This window comes from Streptomyces sp. SAJ15 (assembly GCF_007595705.1).
In the GTDB taxonomy this organism is placed as follows: Bacteria; Actinomycetota; Actinomycetes; order Streptomycetales; family Streptomycetaceae; genus Streptomyces.
Window position 1 is genome coordinate 407,780 of sequence record NZ_NISY01000006.1, and the last position, 18,350, is coordinate 426,129.

19 protein-coding genes and 2 pseudogenes are annotated in these 18,350 nt (G+C 72.0%); 16 read left to right on the plus strand and 5 right to left on the minus strand.

Annotation, left to right across the window (positions count from 1 at the left end):
• Positions 1 to 39 precede the first annotated feature (39 nt).
• Positions 40 to 918 carry a LysR family transcriptional regulator gene (locus tag CD790_RS18750; protein ID WP_144384418.1) on the minus strand — a complete coding sequence of 293 codons (879 nt, stop codon included), beginning with the start codon at positions 916 to 918 and terminating at the stop codon, positions 40 to 42.
• 122 nt (positions 919 to 1,040) lie between these two features.
• Between CD790_RS18750 and CD790_RS18755 the strand changes: the two genes are divergently transcribed.
• Complete coding sequence (locus CD790_RS18755; protein WP_144384419.1) at positions 1,041 to 1,649, plus strand: short chain dehydrogenase; 609 nt, start codon at positions 1,041 to 1,043, stop codon at positions 1,647 to 1,649.
• A 42-nt stretch (positions 1,650 to 1,691) separates the two neighbouring features.
• Here the strand turns inward: CD790_RS18755 and CD790_RS35920 are convergent.
• Positions 1,692 to 1,887, minus strand: a pseudogene (locus CD790_RS35920) (IS630 family transposase); the annotation flags it as partial.
• Between the two features lie 336 nt (positions 1,888 to 2,223).
• On the opposite strand from CD790_RS35920, the gene CD790_RS18765 reads away from it, so the two are divergent.
• On the plus strand, positions 2,224 to 2,805 hold the full coding sequence (locus tag CD790_RS18765) for a restriction endonuclease (protein WP_144384420.1): 582 nt from the start codon (positions 2,224 to 2,226) through the stop codon (positions 2,803 to 2,805).
• A 474-nt stretch (positions 2,806 to 3,279) separates the two neighbouring features.
• A complete protein-coding gene (locus tag CD790_RS18770) occupies positions 3,280 to 3,537 on the plus strand; it encodes a hypothetical protein (RefSeq protein WP_144384421.1) in 258 nt (85 codons plus the stop codon).
• A gap of 386 nt (positions 3,538 to 3,923) precedes the next feature.
• Here CD790_RS18770 and CD790_RS18775 read toward each other — a convergent pair whose 3' ends face one another.
• Together CD790_RS18775 and CD790_RS18780 are read right to left on the minus strand one after the other, a co-directional pair.
• Positions 3,924 to 4,589, minus strand: coding sequence for a response regulator transcription factor (locus tag CD790_RS18775; RefSeq protein WP_144384422.1), 666 nt, complete (start codon positions 4,587 to 4,589; stop codon positions 3,924 to 3,926).
• Entirely contained in the window at positions 4,556 to 5,842 is a 1,287-nt protein-coding gene (locus CD790_RS18780) for a sensor histidine kinase (RefSeq protein WP_144384423.1), read from the minus strand. The genes CD790_RS18775 and CD790_RS18780 overlap by 34 nt, the downstream gene beginning before the upstream one ends.
• Positions 5,843 to 5,966: 124 nt before the next feature.
• Between CD790_RS18780 and CD790_RS18785 the strand changes: the two genes are divergently transcribed.
• The 3 genes from CD790_RS18785 (at position 5,967) to CD790_RS18795 (ending at position 10,610) form a co-directional block, all read left to right on the plus strand.
• Entirely contained in the window at positions 5,967 to 7,862 is a 1,896-nt protein-coding gene (locus CD790_RS18785) for an FtsX-like permease family protein (RefSeq protein WP_144384424.1), read from the plus strand.
• Positions 7,863 to 8,197: 335 nt separating this feature from the next.
• Positions 8,198 to 9,406, plus strand: a complete 1,209-nt coding sequence (locus tag CD790_RS18790) for an RNA repair domain-containing protein (protein ID WP_186319102.1) — start codon at positions 8,198 to 8,200, stop codon at positions 9,404 to 9,406.
• Between the two features lie 460 nt (positions 9,407 to 9,866).
• Positions 9,867 to 10,610: an alpha/beta hydrolase gene (locus CD790_RS18795; protein ID WP_144384425.1), complete on the plus strand. Its 744-nt coding sequence runs from the start codon at positions 9,867 to 9,869 to the stop codon at positions 10,608 to 10,610.
• A gap of 275 nt (positions 10,611 to 10,885) precedes the next feature.
• On the opposite strand, the gene CD790_RS18800 is transcribed toward CD790_RS18795, so the two are convergent.
• On the minus strand, positions 10,886 to 11,620 hold the full coding sequence (locus CD790_RS18800) for a dienelactone hydrolase family protein (RefSeq protein WP_144384426.1): 735 nt from the start codon (positions 11,618 to 11,620) through the stop codon (positions 10,886 to 10,888).
• A 679-nt stretch (positions 11,621 to 12,299) separates the two neighbouring features.
• On the opposite strand from CD790_RS18800, the gene CD790_RS18805 reads away from it, so the two are divergent.
• The 10 genes and pseudogenes from CD790_RS18805 to CD790_RS18855 all read left to right on the plus strand — a co-directional run bounded on the left by CD790_RS18805 (position 12,300) and on the right by CD790_RS18855 (position 18,308).
• On the plus strand, positions 12,300 to 12,710 hold the full coding sequence (locus CD790_RS18805) for a VOC family protein (RefSeq protein WP_144384427.1): 411 nt from the start codon (positions 12,300 to 12,302) through the stop codon (positions 12,708 to 12,710).
• Between the two features lie 292 nt (positions 12,711 to 13,002).
• Positions 13,003 to 13,524 (plus strand): helix-turn-helix transcriptional regulator, encoded by a 522-nt coding sequence (locus CD790_RS18810; protein ID WP_144384428.1) that lies wholly within the window; start codon positions 13,003 to 13,005, stop codon positions 13,522 to 13,524.
• A complete protein-coding gene (locus CD790_RS18815) occupies positions 13,524 to 14,189 on the plus strand; it encodes a glyoxalase (RefSeq protein ID WP_222108274.1) in 666 nt (221 codons plus the stop codon). The genes CD790_RS18810 and CD790_RS18815 overlap by 1 nt, the downstream gene beginning before the upstream one ends.
• A gap of 69 nt (positions 14,190 to 14,258) precedes the next feature.
• Positions 14,259 to 14,411, plus strand: a pseudogene (locus CD790_RS18820) (YdeI/OmpD-associated family protein); the annotation flags it as partial.
• 47 nt (positions 14,412 to 14,458) lie between these two features.
• The gene (locus tag CD790_RS18825; RefSeq protein WP_186319104.1) at positions 14,459 to 14,644 is read left to right on the plus strand and encodes a winged helix-turn-helix domain-containing protein; all 186 of its coding nucleotides are present in this window, start codon (positions 14,459 to 14,461) and stop codon (positions 14,642 to 14,644) included.
• Between the two features lie 30 nt (positions 14,645 to 14,674).
• Positions 14,675 to 14,968, plus strand: coding sequence for a hypothetical protein (locus CD790_RS18830; RefSeq protein WP_144384431.1), 294 nt, complete (start codon positions 14,675 to 14,677; stop codon positions 14,966 to 14,968).
• Between the two features lie 161 nt (positions 14,969 to 15,129).
• Positions 15,130 to 15,831 (plus strand): aspartate/glutamate racemase family protein, encoded by a 702-nt coding sequence (locus tag CD790_RS18835; protein ID WP_144384432.1) that lies wholly within the window; start codon positions 15,130 to 15,132, stop codon positions 15,829 to 15,831.
• A 783-nt stretch (positions 15,832 to 16,614) separates the two neighbouring features.
• Positions 16,615 to 16,761: a Tn3 family transposase gene (locus tag CD790_RS36900; RefSeq protein WP_222108275.1), complete on the plus strand. Its 147-nt coding sequence runs from the start codon at positions 16,615 to 16,617 to the stop codon at positions 16,759 to 16,761.
• Positions 16,762 to 17,206: 445 nt separating this feature from the next.
• The gene (locus CD790_RS18850) at positions 17,207 to 17,728 is read left to right on the plus strand and encodes a MarR family winged helix-turn-helix transcriptional regulator (RefSeq protein ID WP_144384434.1); all 522 of its coding nucleotides are present in this window, start codon (positions 17,207 to 17,209) and stop codon (positions 17,726 to 17,728) included.
• A 118-nt stretch (positions 17,729 to 17,846) separates the two neighbouring features.
• Positions 17,847 to 18,308 carry a hypothetical protein gene (locus CD790_RS18855; RefSeq protein ID WP_144384435.1) on the plus strand — a complete coding sequence of 154 codons (462 nt, stop codon included), beginning with the start codon at positions 17,847 to 17,849 and terminating at the stop codon, positions 18,306 to 18,308.
• Positions 18,309 to 18,350: the final 42 nt, after the last annotated feature.

The following is an 18,350-nucleotide window of genomic DNA, read 5'->3' on the forward strand; positions in this document are numbered from 1 at the left end:
GCCTCGTCGTACACCGCGAACGCGCTGAGCCGGGACTCTTCAGGAGTCCGGCCACGCGCTCACCACGTCCCGGACTACCGCGAGGAACTCCTCGGTCCGCGGGTGCGTGGGGTGGGTGGGCCGGGCCAGGTAGACCGTGGTGGCGGGGGCGTCGGATACCGGGATGAAGCGGACGCCCGGATGGCCGTGGCTCTCCGCCGTGCCCGCCGCGCCCAGACCGAACGCGCCACCGATGGCGATGAGGTTCAGCCACTCGTCCACGTTGGCCACCTCGACAGTCCGGGCCGGGCGCCGTTCCAGGGGCCACAGGTCCGGTGAGGCGGTACCGGTGTCCGGCCACAGGGCCAGCGGGAGCTCCGGGCCGGCGGTGAGCTCGGCCAGCCGCACTCGGTCCCGGTCCGCGAGCGGGTGGTCGTCCGGTACAGCGGCGACCCGGTCCTCGGTATAGAGCGCCTCTGCGTGGATGCGCGGGTCGGCCGGGACGGTGCGCAGCACCGCCACGTCGGTGTCTCCGGTGGCCAGGCCCGCGGTGCTGTTGTCCCGCCGGACCACTTCGAGTGGGGAGTGCGGATGCGTACGGCGCCAGGAGCGGAGTAGGGGGACGGTCTGCCGCCCGAGTACCGCACAGGTGTAGCCCAGGCGTAGGGGGCGGGAGATCGTCCGGGTGTCGGCGAGGGCCGCGTCCAGGTGGGCGAGGATCGCCCGCCCGTGCCCGAGGAGGGTCTGTCCGGCGGGGGTCAGGGCCAGGTGCCGGGAGGAGCGGTCGACGAGCCGGACGCCGACGCGTGCCTCCAACTGGGCGAGTGTGCGGGAGAGGGCGGGCTGTGTCATGTGCAGCCGGGCCGCCGCGGCGGTGATGGTCCCCGCCTCGGCCACCGCGTCCAGGGCCCTGAGATGGCGCAGTTCCACATCATCCATGCGTGTGGAGCATAGTCCCTGCCCAGACGGCATTTCCGGGGCCGTGGGCGCGGCCTCTAGCGTCAAAGGCCCCGGGGCGATCTCCCCGGGCTCTGATTCCTCCTGGATATGGATGGTGGCTTGTGAGAATTCTTCTGGTCGGAGCGGGCGGCACGCTGGGCAGTGCGGTGCGCCAGGCACTCGCGGCGCGCGGGCACGAGGTGATCGGTGTCGGCCGCTCGGGCGGTGACCTCGTGGCCGACGTGAGCGACCCGGAGGAGGTGGCCCGGCTGTACACGGCGGCCGGCTCGCTGGACGCGGTGGCGGTCGCCGCGGGCGACGCCGTATTCCGGCCGCTGAGCGAACTGTCCGCGGGCGACTTGGAGACGACGTTCCGCGGCAAGGCGCTGAGCCAGCTGGAACTGGTCCGCCAAGGCGCCCGGCACGTGGCCGCGAACGGCTCGTTCACGCTGATCAGCGGGATCCTCACCGAGGAGCCGATCGTGGCCGGGGCAGCCGCGTCGGCGGCGAACGGCGCGGTGGAGGCGTTCGTACGAGCTGCCGCCATCGAACTGCCGCCCCAGCGGATCAACGCGGTGAGTCCGACCGTGGCCGAGGAGTCCCTGCCCGCATACGGCCCCTTCTTCGCCGGCATGGAAGCGGTCCCGGCGGCACGCGTGGCGACGGCCTACGTCCGCTCGGTCGAGGGCGCCCAGACCGGGCAGGTGTACCGGGTCCGCTCGGCGCTGTGACCGCATTGGTTCGCCGGGTGGGGTCAGGCCGCGGTTGACGAGGCGTCCGCCCCGCCGGGTCTCCCTCTCGCTGAGGATGCGGGCTCGTTCCCTGCGCTCGGCGGCCAGGACGTCGCGGTGGCGGGCGTCGGTGTCGCGCCACCGCAGGTAGGCAGGCGTGCAGGGTAGGTGTCTCCACGGTGTGGTCGGGGCGGCTGGAGCCGGCGATGGCGAACTGCCGCAGCGACCCGAAGTGTGCCCTGCCCACGCCGTGCCTGCGGCGTGCCTGCTGTACGTCCCGCCGGTGGACTCGACGGACGCGCTCGTGTCTTCCTCTGAGCAGGTCGACGGCGGCCGCGTCGTCGCCGAGCCGGGAGCCCGGGTTTGCCCCGTCTCTCCTCCAAGTCACCGGAGGCGAGGCGGGGTTCTCCGCAAGCGTGTCCGGCATGACCCAGGTTGCTGGGGATCCGCGTCCCCGGTAAGGGGGCTCCGCCGGCGTGAGTGCGCGGCGAGGCGTTGTCGCGCACGGGATAGACGGTTTCTCGGGTGGGGAGTTCTACCGCTGGTGGACAGCCGAACCACGGGAGGGGAGAGCATGGGAACGGGCACAGTGATGCTGGTGGTGTTAGCCGTCTTGGGCGCGGGCGCCTTGGTCGGGGGCCTGGTCCGGGCCGGGCGTCGCGAGGCCGAGGCGGAGAAAGCCCGGCTGGCGGAGGAGGCGCGGGTCCAGGCCGTGCGGTCGATGGAAGCGGTCTGGGCGATGGACCCCCTGGAGTTCGAGGAGTACGTCGCGGACCTCTGCCGCAGGGACGGCTGCACCGAGGTCCGCCGGGTTGGCGCCTCAAACGACCTGGGCGCCGATGTGATGGGTCGGCTGCCGGACGGGCGGAAGCTCGTGGTCCAGTGCAAGCGCTACGCCAAGCACCGCACCGTCGGCAGCCCGGACCTGCAGAAGTTCAACGGCACCGCTCGCAGCGAACACAAAGCGGACGTCCCGCTTTTCGTCGCCTCCTGCAAGTTCACCAAGCAGGCTCGGGCCTTCGCCGCCCGCCACGGCCTGGCCCTCGTCGACGTCGACCTCCTCGGCTTCTGGAACAGTGGCACGACCCTGACTGCGCTCCTCGACCTGGACATCGGCCGGTCCGGCACCAACCGGAAGCTGACCCCGGACAGCTGAGCCCCCAGGCCGAATCAGCGGCTGGCGTCGATGCCCGTCCAACCGTGCCCGAGGCCACGGCCCCGCCGCAGCGGCGGAGCCGCCGAAGTCGAGCGGGCGTTCGGCGCGTCGGGCACCTGCTGGGCGCTGTCGGGGGTGAGGCCGGCGGTGACGCGCCCGAGGCGAGGACGCGGGCGTACGTTCCCGGCCCGTCGGCGGCCAAAGCCACCGCGAGCGAGGCTGCGGCTGTCTCAGCCGGCCCGGTGCCCCACCGGAGTTCGTCCTCGGCGGCGGGTGCCTGGCGGGGGAGTCAGCGGCGGTCGGCAAGCAGTACGGCGAGGGCTTGGGGGTGAGCTGCGTCCCGCGTGACGGTCAGCAGAGCGGGGCCGAGCGGATGGACCCGATGACCGGCGAGGTTGCGCGCGGCGAGAGCCCGCCCCAGGCCGGTGCTCAGTACCGCCGGCTCTTCCGCGCGGTCGGCTCGGCCGGTCGTACGTGCCCGCGCTGACGCGACTCAGACAGCAGGGCTTCGCGTTGTTCGCCCTGACCGACTGCCTCGGCTCCTCGGTGCCCGACCCCGAACCGGCCGCGTTCCGGGAACTGCTGGACGGCGTCTTCTCCTCGGCCGGCACCGGCGCGATCAAGCCCGAGCGGCAGGCGTTCGCCGCCGTGGAGGTCGCCCTCGGAGCGCGGCCACAGGACGTGCCGCACGGGGGCGACCCGGCGGCGCCGACGTGGTGGGCACGTCGGTAGCCGGCTGGCACACCGCCTGGCACACCGCCTGGCTGGACCGGCATCCCACCACCGGACCGCTGCTCCCACCCGGCGCCACGGTCCGCCCGCACACCCTCACCACCCTCCCCTTACCGCTGGCGACCCCAGCGGCCACGACACCAGACGACACGGAGGTGGCCGCTGATGGAACCCTCCCGCACGCCCCGCCCGCCAGCGCCGCCGCTGGGCGACCCGGACCCGTTGGCCCGCTCGGACCCGCTGGCCCGCTCGGTGCCGCTGTTCGATCCCACCCGGATGCCACTGCGCACCGGGTGCGCGGTCAGCCGCGAGGACGCGGTGACGGGCCTGGTCCGCTGTCCCCGACAGCGACGTTCATCGGACGAGGAGTGCCGTGCCGGTCCCGCTCAGGCCCGCAGGAACTCCAGCACCGCCAGCACCCGGCGGTGGGTCTCCTCGGCCGGGGGCAGGTCCAGCTTCATCAGGATGTTGCCGATGTGCTTGCTCACCGCGGCGTCCGACACCACCAGCTCGCGGCAGATCGCCGCGTTGGACCGGCCCTCGGCCATGAGGGCCAGCACCTCTCGCTCGCGTGGGGTGAGGCGCTCCAGCGGGTCGCGGCGTCGGCGCAGCAACTGGCGCACCACCTCCTGGTCGACCACGGTGCCGCCGGCCGCCACCGTGTCGACCGCCGCCAGGAAGTCCTCGACCTGGCCGATCCGGTCCTTGAGGAGATAACCGACGGCCGAGCCGTTCCCCGAGTCCAACAGGTCGGCTGCGTAGGAGCGTTGGACGTACTGGCTGAGGACCAGCACCGGTAGCCCCGGCCGCTGCTGGCGCAGGGCGACGGCGGCGCGCAGCCCCTCGTCGGTCTGGCCCGGCGGCATCCGCACATCGGTGATCACGATGTCCGGCCCGTGCTCGGCGACGGCGGCGCGCAGGGCCTCGGCATCACCCACCGCGGCCACCACCCGGTGGCCGAAGCGGGCGAGCAGACCGATCAGCCCCTCGCGCAGCAGCACACCGTCCTCGGCCAGGACTACGCGGAGCGGGTCGGGCTCAGTGGGGTGCAAGGGATCTCCACGCACAGCAGGGTCGGTCCGCCGGGCGGGCTGCTCACCGTCAGCGAACCGTCCACCACCGAGACCCGGTCGGCCAGCCCGGTGAGCCCGGTACCGCCTGCCGGGTCGGCGCCGCCGCCCCCGTCGTCCGACACGTCGATCGTCAACAGTCCGTCAGCGTAGCGCCCCTCGATCCGGGCGGCCCCGGCACCGCTGTGCTTGGCGATGTTGGCCAGCGCCTCGGACACCGCGAAGTAGCCGGCCGACTCGACCGCCGGGGGCAGTCGTCCGGGCAGGTCGAACCGGACCTCGACGGGTACGGGTGAGCGGTCGGCGGCATCCGCGCAGGCGTCCGGCAGGCCGCGATCCGTGAGCACCTGGGGGTGGATGCCGTTGATCAGCTCTCTCAGCCCCAGGAGGGCTTCGCCCGCCTCCCGGTGCGCGGCGGCCAGCTGGGCGGCCAGCGCACTGCCCGGCGGAGCGTCCAACCGGGCCAGCCCCAGCGTCATCGAAAGGGCGACCAGCCGCTGTTGGGCGCCGTCGTGCAGATCGCGCTCGATCCGGCGCCGCTCCGCCTCGAAGGCGTCCACCAGCCTGGCCCGGGAGCTGACCAGCTCACCGATCCGCCGCTCCTGCCCTCCCGGCGACAGCATCAGCCGCACCAGCGCGGCCCGGCCCGCCGCCACCGCCGTCAGCGGATAGGCCGACAGCGCCAGCGCCAGCAGACCGGCGATCCCCAACGCACCCGCCACGGCCGGCGAATGGACCTCCCACAGCTTCAGGACGTTCACCTGCTCGCCGTCGGCCAGCAGCAGCGGCAGCGCCGCCAGCAGGTACGCCGGCACCACCAGCGCACAGCCCGCCACGACCAGGTCCACCGGCCACAGCACGAACGCCGCCAGCACGGTGAAGCCCAACTCCCGCCAGGTCGCCTGCTCCCGGTAGCGCAGCCGCAGCCAGGCCGACAGCCCGGGGCGGGTCGGCAGCCGATGCGGATCCGCCACCGGCGCGCCGTCCAACAGCCGCAACAGCCGCCGCTCCCACGCCGCGAACGGCACCCCCACCAGGGCCAGCCCCGCCAACAGCGGCAGCCCCACCAGCACCACCGCCAGCACCCCGGCGACGATGACCGCCACCAGCAAGCCCACGCAGAGCAACACCCCGGCCGCCCCGCTCAGCAGCAGGTACCCGGCGGCCCGCCACGGTATCGCCGACCACAGGAAACCCGGGCGTTTCAGCTCTTGCCAGACGCCGTTCTCGCGCATCCGCCCCCCTCTCCCGAGCCACCCTAGACACCGCCCCACGCCGCGCACGGTAGAGCGGGCCCTACCTTGCACAGTGGCCCCCGCCCCACTGATCCACCCCACCCGCGGCCGGTTGGGTTGCGGCATGAGGATGTTGCCGATTGCACTGAAGTCCCTCCGGGCCCGCTGGGTCTCGCTCATCGGAGCGTTCACCGCCCTCGCGCTCGGCGTCGCGATGACGACGGTCATGCTGCTCGGGCTGGCCACCGCGATGGCGCTGCCCGCCGACGAGACCGTGGTGTCGCTGGTGGCGGCGCTCGGCACGGCGGGCGGCGTGAGCGCCTTCGTGTCGGCGTTCGTCGTCGCCTCCACCTTCTCGTACACGGTGGCCCAGCGGCGGCGCGAACTCGGCCTGCTGCGCCTGGCCGGCGCCACCCGCGCCCAGGTGCGGCGCACCGTCCTCGCCGAGGCCCTCGTCCTCGGCGTCGTGGCCTCCGCCGTCGGCTGCGTACTGGGCCGGCTCGCGGCCCCCCGGATGGTGCGCTGGCTCGCGGACGTCGGCATGGCACCGCCCGACCTCACCCTCGGGCAGCGGAGCTGGCCCCTGCACGCCGCGTTCTGGACGGGCCTGCTGGTGGCCCTGGCCGGGGCGGCGGTGGCCGCCCGGCGCGCCGGCCGGCTCGGGCCGCTGGACGCGCTGCGCACCGCGGACCTCGACACCGGGGTGATGACCGCCGGCCGCTGGTTCTGGGGCCTGGGGCTGCTCCTCACCGCCGCCGCCCTGATCGGCAAGGCCCTGGTCACCGACCCCGCCGACCTGCTCCACCGCAAGACGTACACCGTGCAGCCGATGGTGCTGATCTCCGCGTGCGGACTGCTCGCCCCGGTCCTGGCGCGCCCGCTGCTGCGCGCGTTCGCCTGGCTGCCGGCCCGCTGGACCTCGTACGCCGGTCGGCTGGTGCGGGAGAACGCCTCGACGGCGCTGCGCCGCACGGGCGCCGTCGCCGCGCCCGTGCTGGTGTCGGTGGCGCTGACGGGCTCGCTGGCGGGGGCCCTGGACACGGTGAGCGCCGCCCGCACGGCCGAGGCCCGCTCGCGGACCGCCGCGGACTTCGTCGCCGTACCGCACACCGCCTCCCCCGATGCCCTCGCCGCCGCGCTGCGTGCCGTCCCGGGCGTCACCGTCTCCCCCTCCGCCCCCACCGAGCTCTCGGTGGTCGAAGCGGACGGCACCGTGGTCAGGTCAGAGGCCCGGACGGCCGATGATCCGGCCGCCCTGGCGACCACCGCCCGACTGCCCGTGCTCAAGGGCTCGGTGTCCGCACTGGACGACGACGGCATCGTGCTGCCCGAGGAGTGGGGCCAGACCACCGTCGGCGCCCCGGTACGGGTGGTGCGCGCGGACGGCAGCCGGGCGACCCTGCGGGTGGCCGCCGTCCTGCGCGACGGTCTGGGGGACAACGGGCTGTACGTCACCGCCCGCAACGCCCCGGGCGCTCGCGTCGACCGCATCGAGATCAGACTCACCGCCACGGCCGACGCCACCACCCCCGACCTGCTCCGCGCCGCCGCACACCGGTTCGGCGGCACGGTCGCCACCCGGGAGGAGTGGCTGGCCGCCACCGCCCCCGCCGCGAGCCGGGTCGCCTGGCTGCGGACCGTCCTCGTCCTGGGCCTCGCCCTGACCTACACCGGCATCGCGCTCGCCAACACCCTCGTGATGGCGACCGCCGACCGGCGCCGTGAACTGGCCCTGCTGCGCCTGGCCGGCGCCACCCGGGCTCAGGTGATACGGCTGGTGACCACCGAGTCGCTGTTGGTGGTGGCGGTCGGGTCGGCGCTGGGCTGCGCCGTGGCCGCCGTCCAACTGGGGACCATGCACGCCGGTTTGGCACTGCTCGGGGCAGGTGCGCCACTGGTCGTGCCCTGGCGCCCGCTCGGCCTGGTGACAGGGGCGTGTGTACTGATCGCGGCACCCTCCGCGGCACTGGCCGCCGCTTGGGCGCTGCGCCGCCGCCCGGTGGCCGCGGCAGCGCGTTAGGTCGAAGGGCGCGGGTGTCCGTGGGGAGCGGTCCGAGGCGGTGGATGATCATGCCGTCGTGGAGAGGTCCGGTCACGGTGTGCGATCGCCTGGCGGCCGCACGAACGAGTGCGGGCGACGGACGGCGGAGTTCGGGGGAGGGGCCAGGGCGATGGAGGACACCCGTGAAGGCGGCGGAGATCGCCATCTCGCGTGGCACTGTGGAAACGGGCCCCGACACGCCGGCGGGCGAAGCCGGCCGAGGGCGCCCCCGGTGGTGTCGCAGGGGTTCGGGTGCGCCGGGCCCGGCCGGCGCCTCGCGGGGCGGACCGTGCCCGGGGCGAGGAGGAGGTGTGATGCGCACCAGCGAGGAGATCTACCACCGGGTCTGCTGGGACCCACGGTTCGATCCCGCCAGGTTCGCGCTGGGGATCGCCGAGCGCCGGGCCGAACCCGTGCGGATCCCGCTGCCCGACTTCGTGCCCGGAGGCGAGATCCCGTGGCACCGCGTGCTCTTCATCGAAGCGGACGGTGAGGTGGTGTGGGACCGCACTACGGGTACGGACCGCATCGACGCGTCGGACGCCGGGCGGGTGCGGGACACGCGCCGCCTGCGAGCGCCGTTCTTCGCTGCCAGGACGCCCTACGTATGGGACGCGGCGGCAGGGTGGGGTCCTGCGGACCGCGCGTCCGGGGCGGCGTCACCGGTCGCCGGTCTGCGCGTGCTGACGTGGGACACGCTGGGGGACCGGTACGGCGGTGCGCGCATCGACCTCGCCCGGCGCCGCCGCCTCCTGCTGGCGATCCTGGACGACGCCGACGTCGACGTCATCGCGCTCCAGGACGTGGAGCCCGAGTTGCTCGCCCTGTTGTCGCGGACCCGGTGGGTGCGCGCCGGCTACACCCTGAGCACCGACCCGGTCGGCCGGGACATCGCCGACAGCGGGCTGTTGTTGCTCAGCCGGCTGCCCGTGCGGGAGGCGGGGTGGCACCTCCTCAACCCCCAGCGGGCCGTGGTCGCCATCGTCGTGGACACCCTCGCCGGCCCGCTCGTGGTGGCCACCACGCTCCTGACCGGCGACCGCTCCGACGACGGGCCGGACCGGCGGCTGGCCGAACTGACCCAGCTCGCCGAGGGGTTGGCCGGTGTCGAGGGTGATCTGATCCTGCTCGGCGACTTCAACGTCGGTGGCGACGGTGCGGCCGGGCCGGCCGCGGCGCTCGGACTGTGGGACGCCTGGACCGAGGTGCACGGACCACGCGACCGGACGCCGACGCTCGATCCCCGCGTCAACCCGCTGGCCGCGGCCTCCGCGCCCTCGGGCCGGGCCGCGCGGCTGGACCGGGTGCTGCTGCGTGCGGGTGCGCACGGCACGGACGGGTGCCGCGCGACCCGGGCGGCGCTGCGGGGGAACGCGCCCACCCTGGAGGGGATGTACCCGTCAGACCACTACGGTGTGGAAGTGGATCTGAGCCTCGGCGGGCACCGGCCTGCGGGGCGCCTACGGCAGGCGGACGACCCGCGTGACCTCCGCGGTGCCGCCCAGCCGGACCAGTGGACCTGACGGGCGGCGCCGTGCGGTCGAAGGTACCCCCCGACGCACGGAGGGTGGCCCGGTACCCCTCGCCCCCGGTGCGCCCGGCCAGGAAGGCCAGGGCGGCGACCGTCCCATGGCCGCACGCGGGCAGTTCCCCCTCGGCGGTGAAGAAGCGAAGGGAAACGCCGGGACTGCCGCCGGGACGGCCAGGATCGATGCGTTGCAAGACCTGTGCCCGATCGACAGAGAGCGCAGCCGCTCCCAGTCGACCTCGGGGTGGGCGAGGACGACCGCGGCGATGGACGCCGTGGTGTAGGGCGCGACGTCGGCAGCCCCGGCCCGGCTGGTGCCGAAGCGGACCTCGATCGACGGCGGGGAGCGGACCCAGCCGAGTCGCACCATGTGGGTTTCGACACTGCCGCATGAAACGGGCCGCCCGCCCCCGCGCTAGGGCCTGTCCGATGAGTCAGCCCCTAGCATGATCACCATGGCATCCGAGACGGGCACGGCAGTGGAGACAAAGCGTGGGCTGATATTCGGCCCGAGCGGCAAACGGCTCGATCTCTACCGCCCGGAGGGGGTGGCGCGTCCGGCGTCGACGGTGCTGCTCTGGCACGGCATCGGACCCGACGAGCGGGACGTCCTCGAACCTCTGGCGCGCACCGTGGCGGTGCACGGGCTGCTGGTCCTCGTACCGGACTGGCGTTCGGACCCCGCGGACGGCGGCCGGTCGCAGCTGCTGGACTCGCTGGCCTTCGTCCGCGAGGAGGCGGGCGGGCTGGGCGGCAGCGGAGAGTCGTTCGTGCTGGCCGGCTGGTCAGCCGGCGCCGGGGCCGCGCTGGGCGTCGCACTGCGACCCGAGGTGGCCGGTGGATGGCGGCCGGCCGCGGTGGTGGGTATGGCGGGCCGCTACGACCTGCCGGCGCGCACCACCGGCACCGCCCCACTGGACGATCTCGCCGCGGGCCTGGACCCGGCGGTGCCGGTCCACCTCGTCCACGGCGGCCGGGACACCGTCGTGCCCCCCTCGTTCTCCCGCGACCTGGCGGAGGCCCTGCGCACCGCGGGCCGGACGGTGACGCTCCGGGAGCCGGATACCGACCACGCGGGCGTGGTCATGACCGAGTACGACCCGGCGGCGGACCGCTGCGTCCCGACCACCGCCGAACACGCCGTATCGGCTGGCCAGTTGGCGGCCGGGGTGCTGGCCGCCGCCGGGGACAGGCCCTGAGGACTGTCTGGTGGATCACTAACGGATCCACAGCCGGATCGCGGTAACGGTGACTCCAGTCGAGCCCACTCTGCGTCCGAGAGATCACCCCGCCTCATAGGGGCCGGTACGACATGGGCACGGCTTCGTCACGTGAACCGTCGGACACTGCCTAGCGGGGGCGGCCCTGCGACTACGGTCGGTCACCGGTCGTTCTCGATGCGGGCGCGGCTCCAGGCGGCATCGGCCAGCAGTCGCAGAGCCGTGTACTTCAGGTTTGATTCCGAGCCGGAGCCTCAGCTGTTGCCCAGGGTGCGGTCCAGGAGGGGGAGCAGGTGGTCCCAGTGGCGCTTCAGTCCTGAGGCGCTGAAAGCGTCGGTGTCGGACATGGTGAAGCCGTGGATGGTGCCGGGGTAGATCTCGGAGGTGTAGCTGACACCTGCGGCGTCCAGGGCCTGGTTGAGCTCGCCGAGGGCCTCGGGTGTCATGTCGCCTTCGGCGTGGCCGAGGTGGACCTGGGCAGTGAGCTTGGAGAAGAGGTCGGGCCCATCGGCGCCCACGGGGCCGTGGAATGCGGCGATGGCGGCCACTTGGCCGGGGTGGGCGGCGGCGGTGCGCATCGCCAGGAGGCCGCCTATGCAGTAGCCGGTCACCGCGACCGGTCCGGCGCTGACCTCGGGCTGGGCGGTGAGGAACCTGAGGTAGGCGTCGGCGTCGCGCAGGACACGTTCGGGGGTGTGTGCCTCGATCAAGGGCATGAGCTGGGCGAAGATCGCGGGCCGGGCCTCTTCTCCGATGTGCTCGGGAAGTTCGATCACCGGTGCCGGGCCGTGCCGGTAGAAGAGGTTGGGGACGAGCACGTAGTACCCGTGCCCGGCCAGTTCGCGGGCCATCTCCTCCAGCACGGGCCGGATGCCGAAGCCGTCCGCGTACATCAGCACCCCTGGGTGCTGCTCGCCGCGGTCGGGGAAGGCGGCGAATGCATCGGCCTGGCCGTCCGCGGTGGGAATCTGCAGCGTTGTGGTGGGCATGAATTCTCCTGTCGTGGTTGATGTGTCGAGCCTGTGATCAACACGACGGAGGCGGAGCCCGCGCGGCAGCGCAAGATCCTCGATCGAGCAGCGGGCCCGCACTGGCCCGTACGGCGCTCAGAAGAGCACCGGGTCACCAATCCGTGTGTGGCGCAATGCCGTCCCGGTAGTCATCCCCACAACATAGTCCACAGCCTGATCACCCGGTGCGGCAACGTGACGACATGTTGAAGAAATGGGCGTACCGACGCCGATCTGGGCCGGAGGGTCCGGATGGTCATGTCTCGTGTCGCGTCGACCGCGGCGGCATCGACGCGGAGCCGGCGGCCCGTGCTTTCGTCTACAGGGCTTCACGGAGCAGGTCAGGCGTTTTCCCACAGTGGGGCTCGTGCCCCGGGAAACGATCGCGCCCCACGCCGTCCCCACAGGGCGGCGCCCGATCTCGTACGGCACCGTGGACTGCGAGCCCCCAGGAGCCCCTCGAACGTCGACCCGGGCAGGTGCTGTCGATTCGGGGCGGCCTACTCGGCCGCTCTGGAGGGCGGCTGACGGGGCATCGGGCGCACCGTCGCGGGAAGCGGGTGCGCTCCGCGTGACATGCCCGTGAACGTTCGGGTGTGCCCGGATCGATCAGGAATCGAGAAGCGCGGTTCACGGAGCCGCCTCTAGCCTGCTCATCATGGACATCACCATTCACACGACTTCTCTTCCGCACGACGACCCGGACGCGTCGCTCGCCTTCTACCGCGACATCCTCGGCTTCGAGGTCCGCAGCGATGTCGGGCAGGGCAGGATGCGCTGGGTCACGGTCGGCCCGGCCGGTCAGCCGGGCACCTCGATCCTTCTGGCACCGCCTGCCGTCGATCCCGGTATCACCGAGGACGAGCGCCGCACGATCACCGAGATGATGGCCAAGGGCACCTACGGCTGGATCCTGCTGGCCACCCCGGACCTCGACGCCACGTTCGAGAAGGTGCAGGCCGGTGATACCGAGGTCGTCCAGGAGCCGACCGAGCAGCCGTACGGCGTCCGCGACTGCGCGTTCCGCGACCCCGCGGGCAACCTGGTCCGCATCCAGGAGCTGCGCTGAGCTGTGCGGGTATCGATGCGGCTGTGCTGGCCGACATCGCGACCACCCATAAGGAAGGCGGGCGGCGCACCAGGGCAGAAGTGCCCGCCCTGCCGGTCGCCCGCCCGAGCCGCGCCCGGGGTCCTTGTTGAACCGGTCATGAGCCCGGACTCCGTCCCGCTGCTGTCCGGAAGTTGGTCGACCGGCGGCTGGTCGAGTCTGGAGGGCCGGTCCACACCACCGAGCGTCCGGGGTGCCCGCCGAGGCGGGCAGCCCAGACGATGAAAGATGAAAGACGAAGGGGAGGGTTCTCATGTGTAGGCCTGAATGGCGGCGTGCACGCGTGCAGGCGCAGCGCCTGGCTGATCTCGCGCGGCTGCGCCGCGTCCGCGACCGGATCGACAGGGAATACGCGCAGCCGCTGAACGTGGAGGCGCTCGCCCGTGATGTGAACATGTCTGCCGGGCACCTGAGTCGGCAGTTCCGGGCCGCCTACGGTGAGTCGCCGTACGCGTATCTGATGACACGTCGCATCGAGCGGGCGACGGCGCTGCTGCGGCGGGGCGACCTCAGCGTCACCGAGGTCTGCTTCGCGGTCGGCTGCGCTTCGCTCGGAACGTTCACCACCCGCTTCACCGAGCTGGTCGGCATGCCGCCCGGGGCATTCCGACGCCAGGCGGCGGATGCGGCGGCCGACCATGCCGATGCTGCGGGTACGGCCCGCGATGCGGCGTTGGCGATCAAGGTGGAGGGGATGCCGGCGTGCGTGGCGAAGCAAGTCTCAAGACCGGTCAGGAATCGAGAAGTCCCGGCCGCCGCGCAGCCCCTAGCGTGATGGTCATGGCAACCACCACTTCCACCGCAGCTATCACGTCCCTCGTGTCCGTCACCCTTGAGGTGGCCGACCTTGAGGCCGCTCGCCGCTTTTACCGCGCCTTCGGCGTGGACACGTACCTGCGCCTGCGAGCGTCCGAGGCGCACTCCACCGGCTTCCGCGGCTTCACCCTGGCGCTCACGGTGTCCGGGCCGGCCACCGTCGACGGCTTCTTCGGCGCCGCCGTGGACGCCGGCGCCACGGTCCTGAAGCCCGCCGCGAAGTCGCTGTGGGGCTACAGCGGCGTCGTCCAGGCCCCGGACGGGACGATCTGGAAGATCGCGACCTCGGCGAAGAAGGACACCGGCCCCGCCACCCGCGAGATCGACGAGGTCGTCCTGCTGCTCGGCGTCGAGGCCGTGAAGGCCACCAAGCAGTTCTACGTCGGCCGGGGCCTGGCCGTGGCCAAGAGCTTCGGTGGCAAGTACGTCGAGTTCGCCCCCGGTCAGTTCAGCCCCGTCAAGCTGGCGCTGTACAAGCGCCGCGCCCTTGCCAAGGACCTCGGCGTCCCCGTCGCCGGCACGGGCTCACACCGCATCGTCCTCGGCAGCACCGCCGACGCCTTCACCGACCTGGACGGGTTCGCCTGGGAGGCTGCCGCGTCGCTCGCTCCCACACCGTTCTGACTCCCGTCCCTGCCATACCCATTGACCGGCGAACAGGCGCCGATGTGACAGCCGGGCCCAGACTTCGCCCGAGCCCTGGACGACGACCCCGTCGCCCGCGCCGCATACGACACCCTTGCCTATAGCCGCAAGCACGAGCACGTGCGCGCCATCGAGAGCGCGAAGAGGCCCGACACGCGCCGACGGCGCATCGAGAAGGTCATCGCCACCCTGCGGGGCTGAAACCGGAGAAGCGAGACTCGGCCGGCTTGAAATCGCCGCGCGGAGGCTTGACCTGCCCAATTCCTCCTGAAGCGCCAAGCTTCCACGTCCGCTTCAGCTCGGCGCAGACCTGGCGCATCCTGCGCCAGATGGGTTTCACCGTGCAGGTCCCGCAGCGGCGGGCTGCCGAGCGGGACGAGGACGCGGTGGCCACGTGGATCAGGGAGACCTGGCCGCTGGTGGAAAGACGGTGAGGGACCAGGACGCGTGGCTGTGCTTCGCGGATGAGTCGGGGCAGGCTCCGGCCGCCGAAAGCACGGACCTGGTCCCCGCGCGGCCACACGCCCTGCGTCACCGTCCGGGCTGGAGGCTTCTTCCGCTTCCCCGCCTACACGCCCGACCTCAACCCGGCCGAGGGTGTGTGGGCACACCTGAAGAACGGTCTGGGCAGCCTGGCCCCGTGCAGCCTCGATGAACTCGCCGCACTGGCCCGCACACGCCTGAAACGCATGCGGTACAAGCCCGGCCTGCTGGACGGATTCATCGCCGAGACCGGACTCATCCCTGCCCCGCTGTGACGTCACCCCGGACCGAAAACCTCAGTAGTTGGGGTGTCAGCCCCTCACGGAAGGCCAGCCGCTCCCAAAGTAATCCTTTAGGGAAGTCCTGGAATCCCTTGAATTGCTTTGAGTGTCGCGCTCTTGCAGCATGTACGCATCGGCGGATCAAGGAGGCGGCGATGAAGACGATCGGACTCATCGGGGGCATGAGTTGGGAATCGACGGCGGAGTACTACCGGCTGCTCAATGAGTTCACGCGCCACCGGCTCGGCGGGTTGCACTCGGCCACGTGCGTGCTGTACTCGGTGGACTTCGCGGAGATCGAGCGGTTGCAGGTGCAGGGCCGTTGGGTCGAGGCCGGAGAGGTTCTCGCCGCGGCCGCTCGGTCGCTGGAACGTGCCGGCGCCGACATGGTGCTGATCTGCACCAACACCATGCACAAAGTCGCCGACCAGGTGGAGGCATCGGTCTCGGTCCCTCTGCTGCACCTGGCCGACGCCACGGCGGGCGCCGTGCGGGCCGCCGGCGTGCGCCGCGTCGGCCTGCTCGGCACGTCGTTCACCATGGAGCAGGACTTCTACCGCGACCGCCTTGCGGCGGGCGGACTGGACGTGCGCGTGCCGGACACCGAAGGGCGCGCGCTCGTGCACCGGGTGATCTACGAGGAGCTCTGCCTCGGCGTGGTCAGAGAGGACTCGCGCAAGGCCTACCAGGGGGTTATCGAGGAACTCGTCGCAGCGGGGGCGGAAGGCGTCATCCTGGGCTGCACCGAAATCGAGCTCCTCATCGGCCCCACGGACAGCCCGGTGCCGGTCTTCCCCACCGCGCGACTGCACGCACAGGCGGCCGTTGACGCCGCCCTGGCCGCATGCGCTTCCTGACTCCGCTGTTTCGTTCCGTGGTCCGTATCAATGCGGCTCGTGTGCGACAGGCGGGCGAGTTCCTTGACTCGAACCGCAGTTGCATTTCCAGCAAGCGCCGCGCGATCACCGTGGCCGCACAGTCTGGGCAGCCTGGCCCCGTGCAGCCTCGATGAACTCGCCGCACTGGCCCGCACACGCCTGAAACGCATGCGGTACAAGCCCGGCCTGCTGGACGGATTCATCGCCGAGACCGGATTCATCCCTGCCCCGCTATGACGTCACCCCGAACCGAAAACCTCAGTAGTCGCTGAAGCCGGAGGAAACTGGAGCCGATACGCCCCAGGCGGCCACGCACGATGACGCCCCGAGCCATCGGGGAGCCAGCCAGTCGGCTGTGCTCCACATCATGGCTGCCTGATGCTCCTGTCCAGCAAGCCCAGAGCCGAGTACAGGGGGACGGAAAGGGTCATACGTACGACGAAGGCCCCACCGCCGCAGAGCACTGCGCGAGGCGCGCTTCCGTCCGCTGCCCAAGACGGCACACCTGCGATGACCGCGACGAGCAGGGGAATTGCAGTTGTTCGGCCGGTCTCCTTGCGACTGACGGCCGCCAGCGACCTTCCGATCACCGCGCTGGCATCCCTCAGCGGTGTCTCCTCCTCAGGCTGAAGAACGTCGGCTCGGCGCGCCTGTACCGGCCGGCGGCCGGGGAAGACGAGAAGTGGCCGAGCCTGGCGCCGGTGCTGTCGACCAAGACGATCGACTGGGACCTGATCCGCCAGCCAGCAGTACGACCAGATCGTGAAGTACACTACCGCCCTGCGCCTGGGCACCGCCGAAGCCGAGCAGGTCCTACGGCGCTTCACCCGCGGCGGGCCCAAGCACCCCACCTACCGCGCGAGGCGGCTCACCGACGCCGACCGGCGGGCCCTGTCTCCGCTGTTCTGAACCCACGTGAACCCCTACGGCCGGTTCGAGCTGGACATGAACTCCCACCTCGACCTCTCCGCCGCGTCGGCCATGGTGCCCGGCCCCGCACTGCGCCCGAGGCGCAAGCAACCCGTTCGGCCGCGTACGGGGCGACGGGGTCGGCATCCGTGAAGGCCCGTACCCGCGGCGTCGCCGATGGGCGGCTGGATCGCTGACCGGGGGGAGGCGCAACACCTGGCGCCCTGCCTCCGATACGGGTGCCGAAAGACAGCCCCGCGCAAATGTCGGCCGGGTGCCGCGGACGACCGGGCACGTCACGCTCGTTCAGGGCACCGGTGACCAGGTCTGCGGTGAGGCCCCCGGGCGTGGCGGGCTGTAGTCAGGGGCGGAGCTGTCCGGAGTCTGCGGCTGCGGGGCTCGCGGCGACTTGACTGGCAGATAGTTAGCCGACATATTATTTCTCATGAGTGACGAGGATGCGAACCCCGGCGCTGCGCCCACGCTCGAACAGGCGCGGAAGCAGATCGCACGGTACGGGCTTGAGGCCGACCCGCAGGCTGTGCTTGTCGCGGTGCGCCTGATGGCTGCCGGGGCGCGCCTGGACCGGGCGTCCGAAGTGCACTTTGCGCGTTCCGGGCTGTCGACCGGGCGCTACCGCCTCCTGGTGGATCTCGAGGACAGTGACGGGGAGAAGTCGCCGTCGCAGCTCGCGAAGAGTCTTGGCGTCTCGCGCGCCACAGTGACCGGCCTGGTCGCTGGCCTGGAGCGAGAGGGGCTGGTGGCTCGCCGCGCCTCAACGGAGGACGGGCGGGGCGCAGTAGTCGTACTCACAGCGCGCGGCAGCCAGCGGTTGCGCGATATGGCCGCGGACCACTTCGCACGGCTTGAGGCGCTGGTCGGTGGACTGGCCGCCGACGAACGCGGGCTGTTCCTCGACCTCCTGGAGCGGATCACTCAGCGGATCGGCGCATTGACTGCCGAATAGCTGCGGCATCACTTCCGCGCGGGGGCGGCTGTCTCGACCGCGCGGCACCCTTTCCTATACCCCACTAGTTAGCTGCCTAATCAACTAGTTAGCCACCTAATTATTTTCGAGGAGTCCCATGAGTCCCCCTCCCAGAACCGCCCAGCGCGGTTTCGCCACGCGTCCGTTCACTCTGTGGAAGGAAGTCGCGACCGCCTACCTGGCCCCCGCGCTCACCGCCGGGCTCGGCGGATTCCTCAGCGGCCAGTCCGAACTGACCAGGGCCGCCTTCACCTCCATCGGGGCCACATCGGCCTTGGTGGCCTACATCGTCGGCGCATGGCTGCACCGCCGTGGCCGACCCCGACGCTGGACAGCCTCGGCGCCGCGACCGGTACTCACCCTCGGACTTGCCATGACAGCGGCCGGAATCGCCGGCCTGGCCGGATGGTTCGGATCCGACTGGCTGCCGTCGCACACACCGGTGCCCGATGCCGGATGGCTGGAGCGGCTGCGGATCGACCTGCCGCTGTCGGCCAGCCTGGCCGCCGCCATCGTCACCTGGCGGTGGCACGGCACGACATCCCGGCAACAGGCCTGACCCAGCCCCTCCCACCCGATTCTCCAGACCCCTCACCCACGA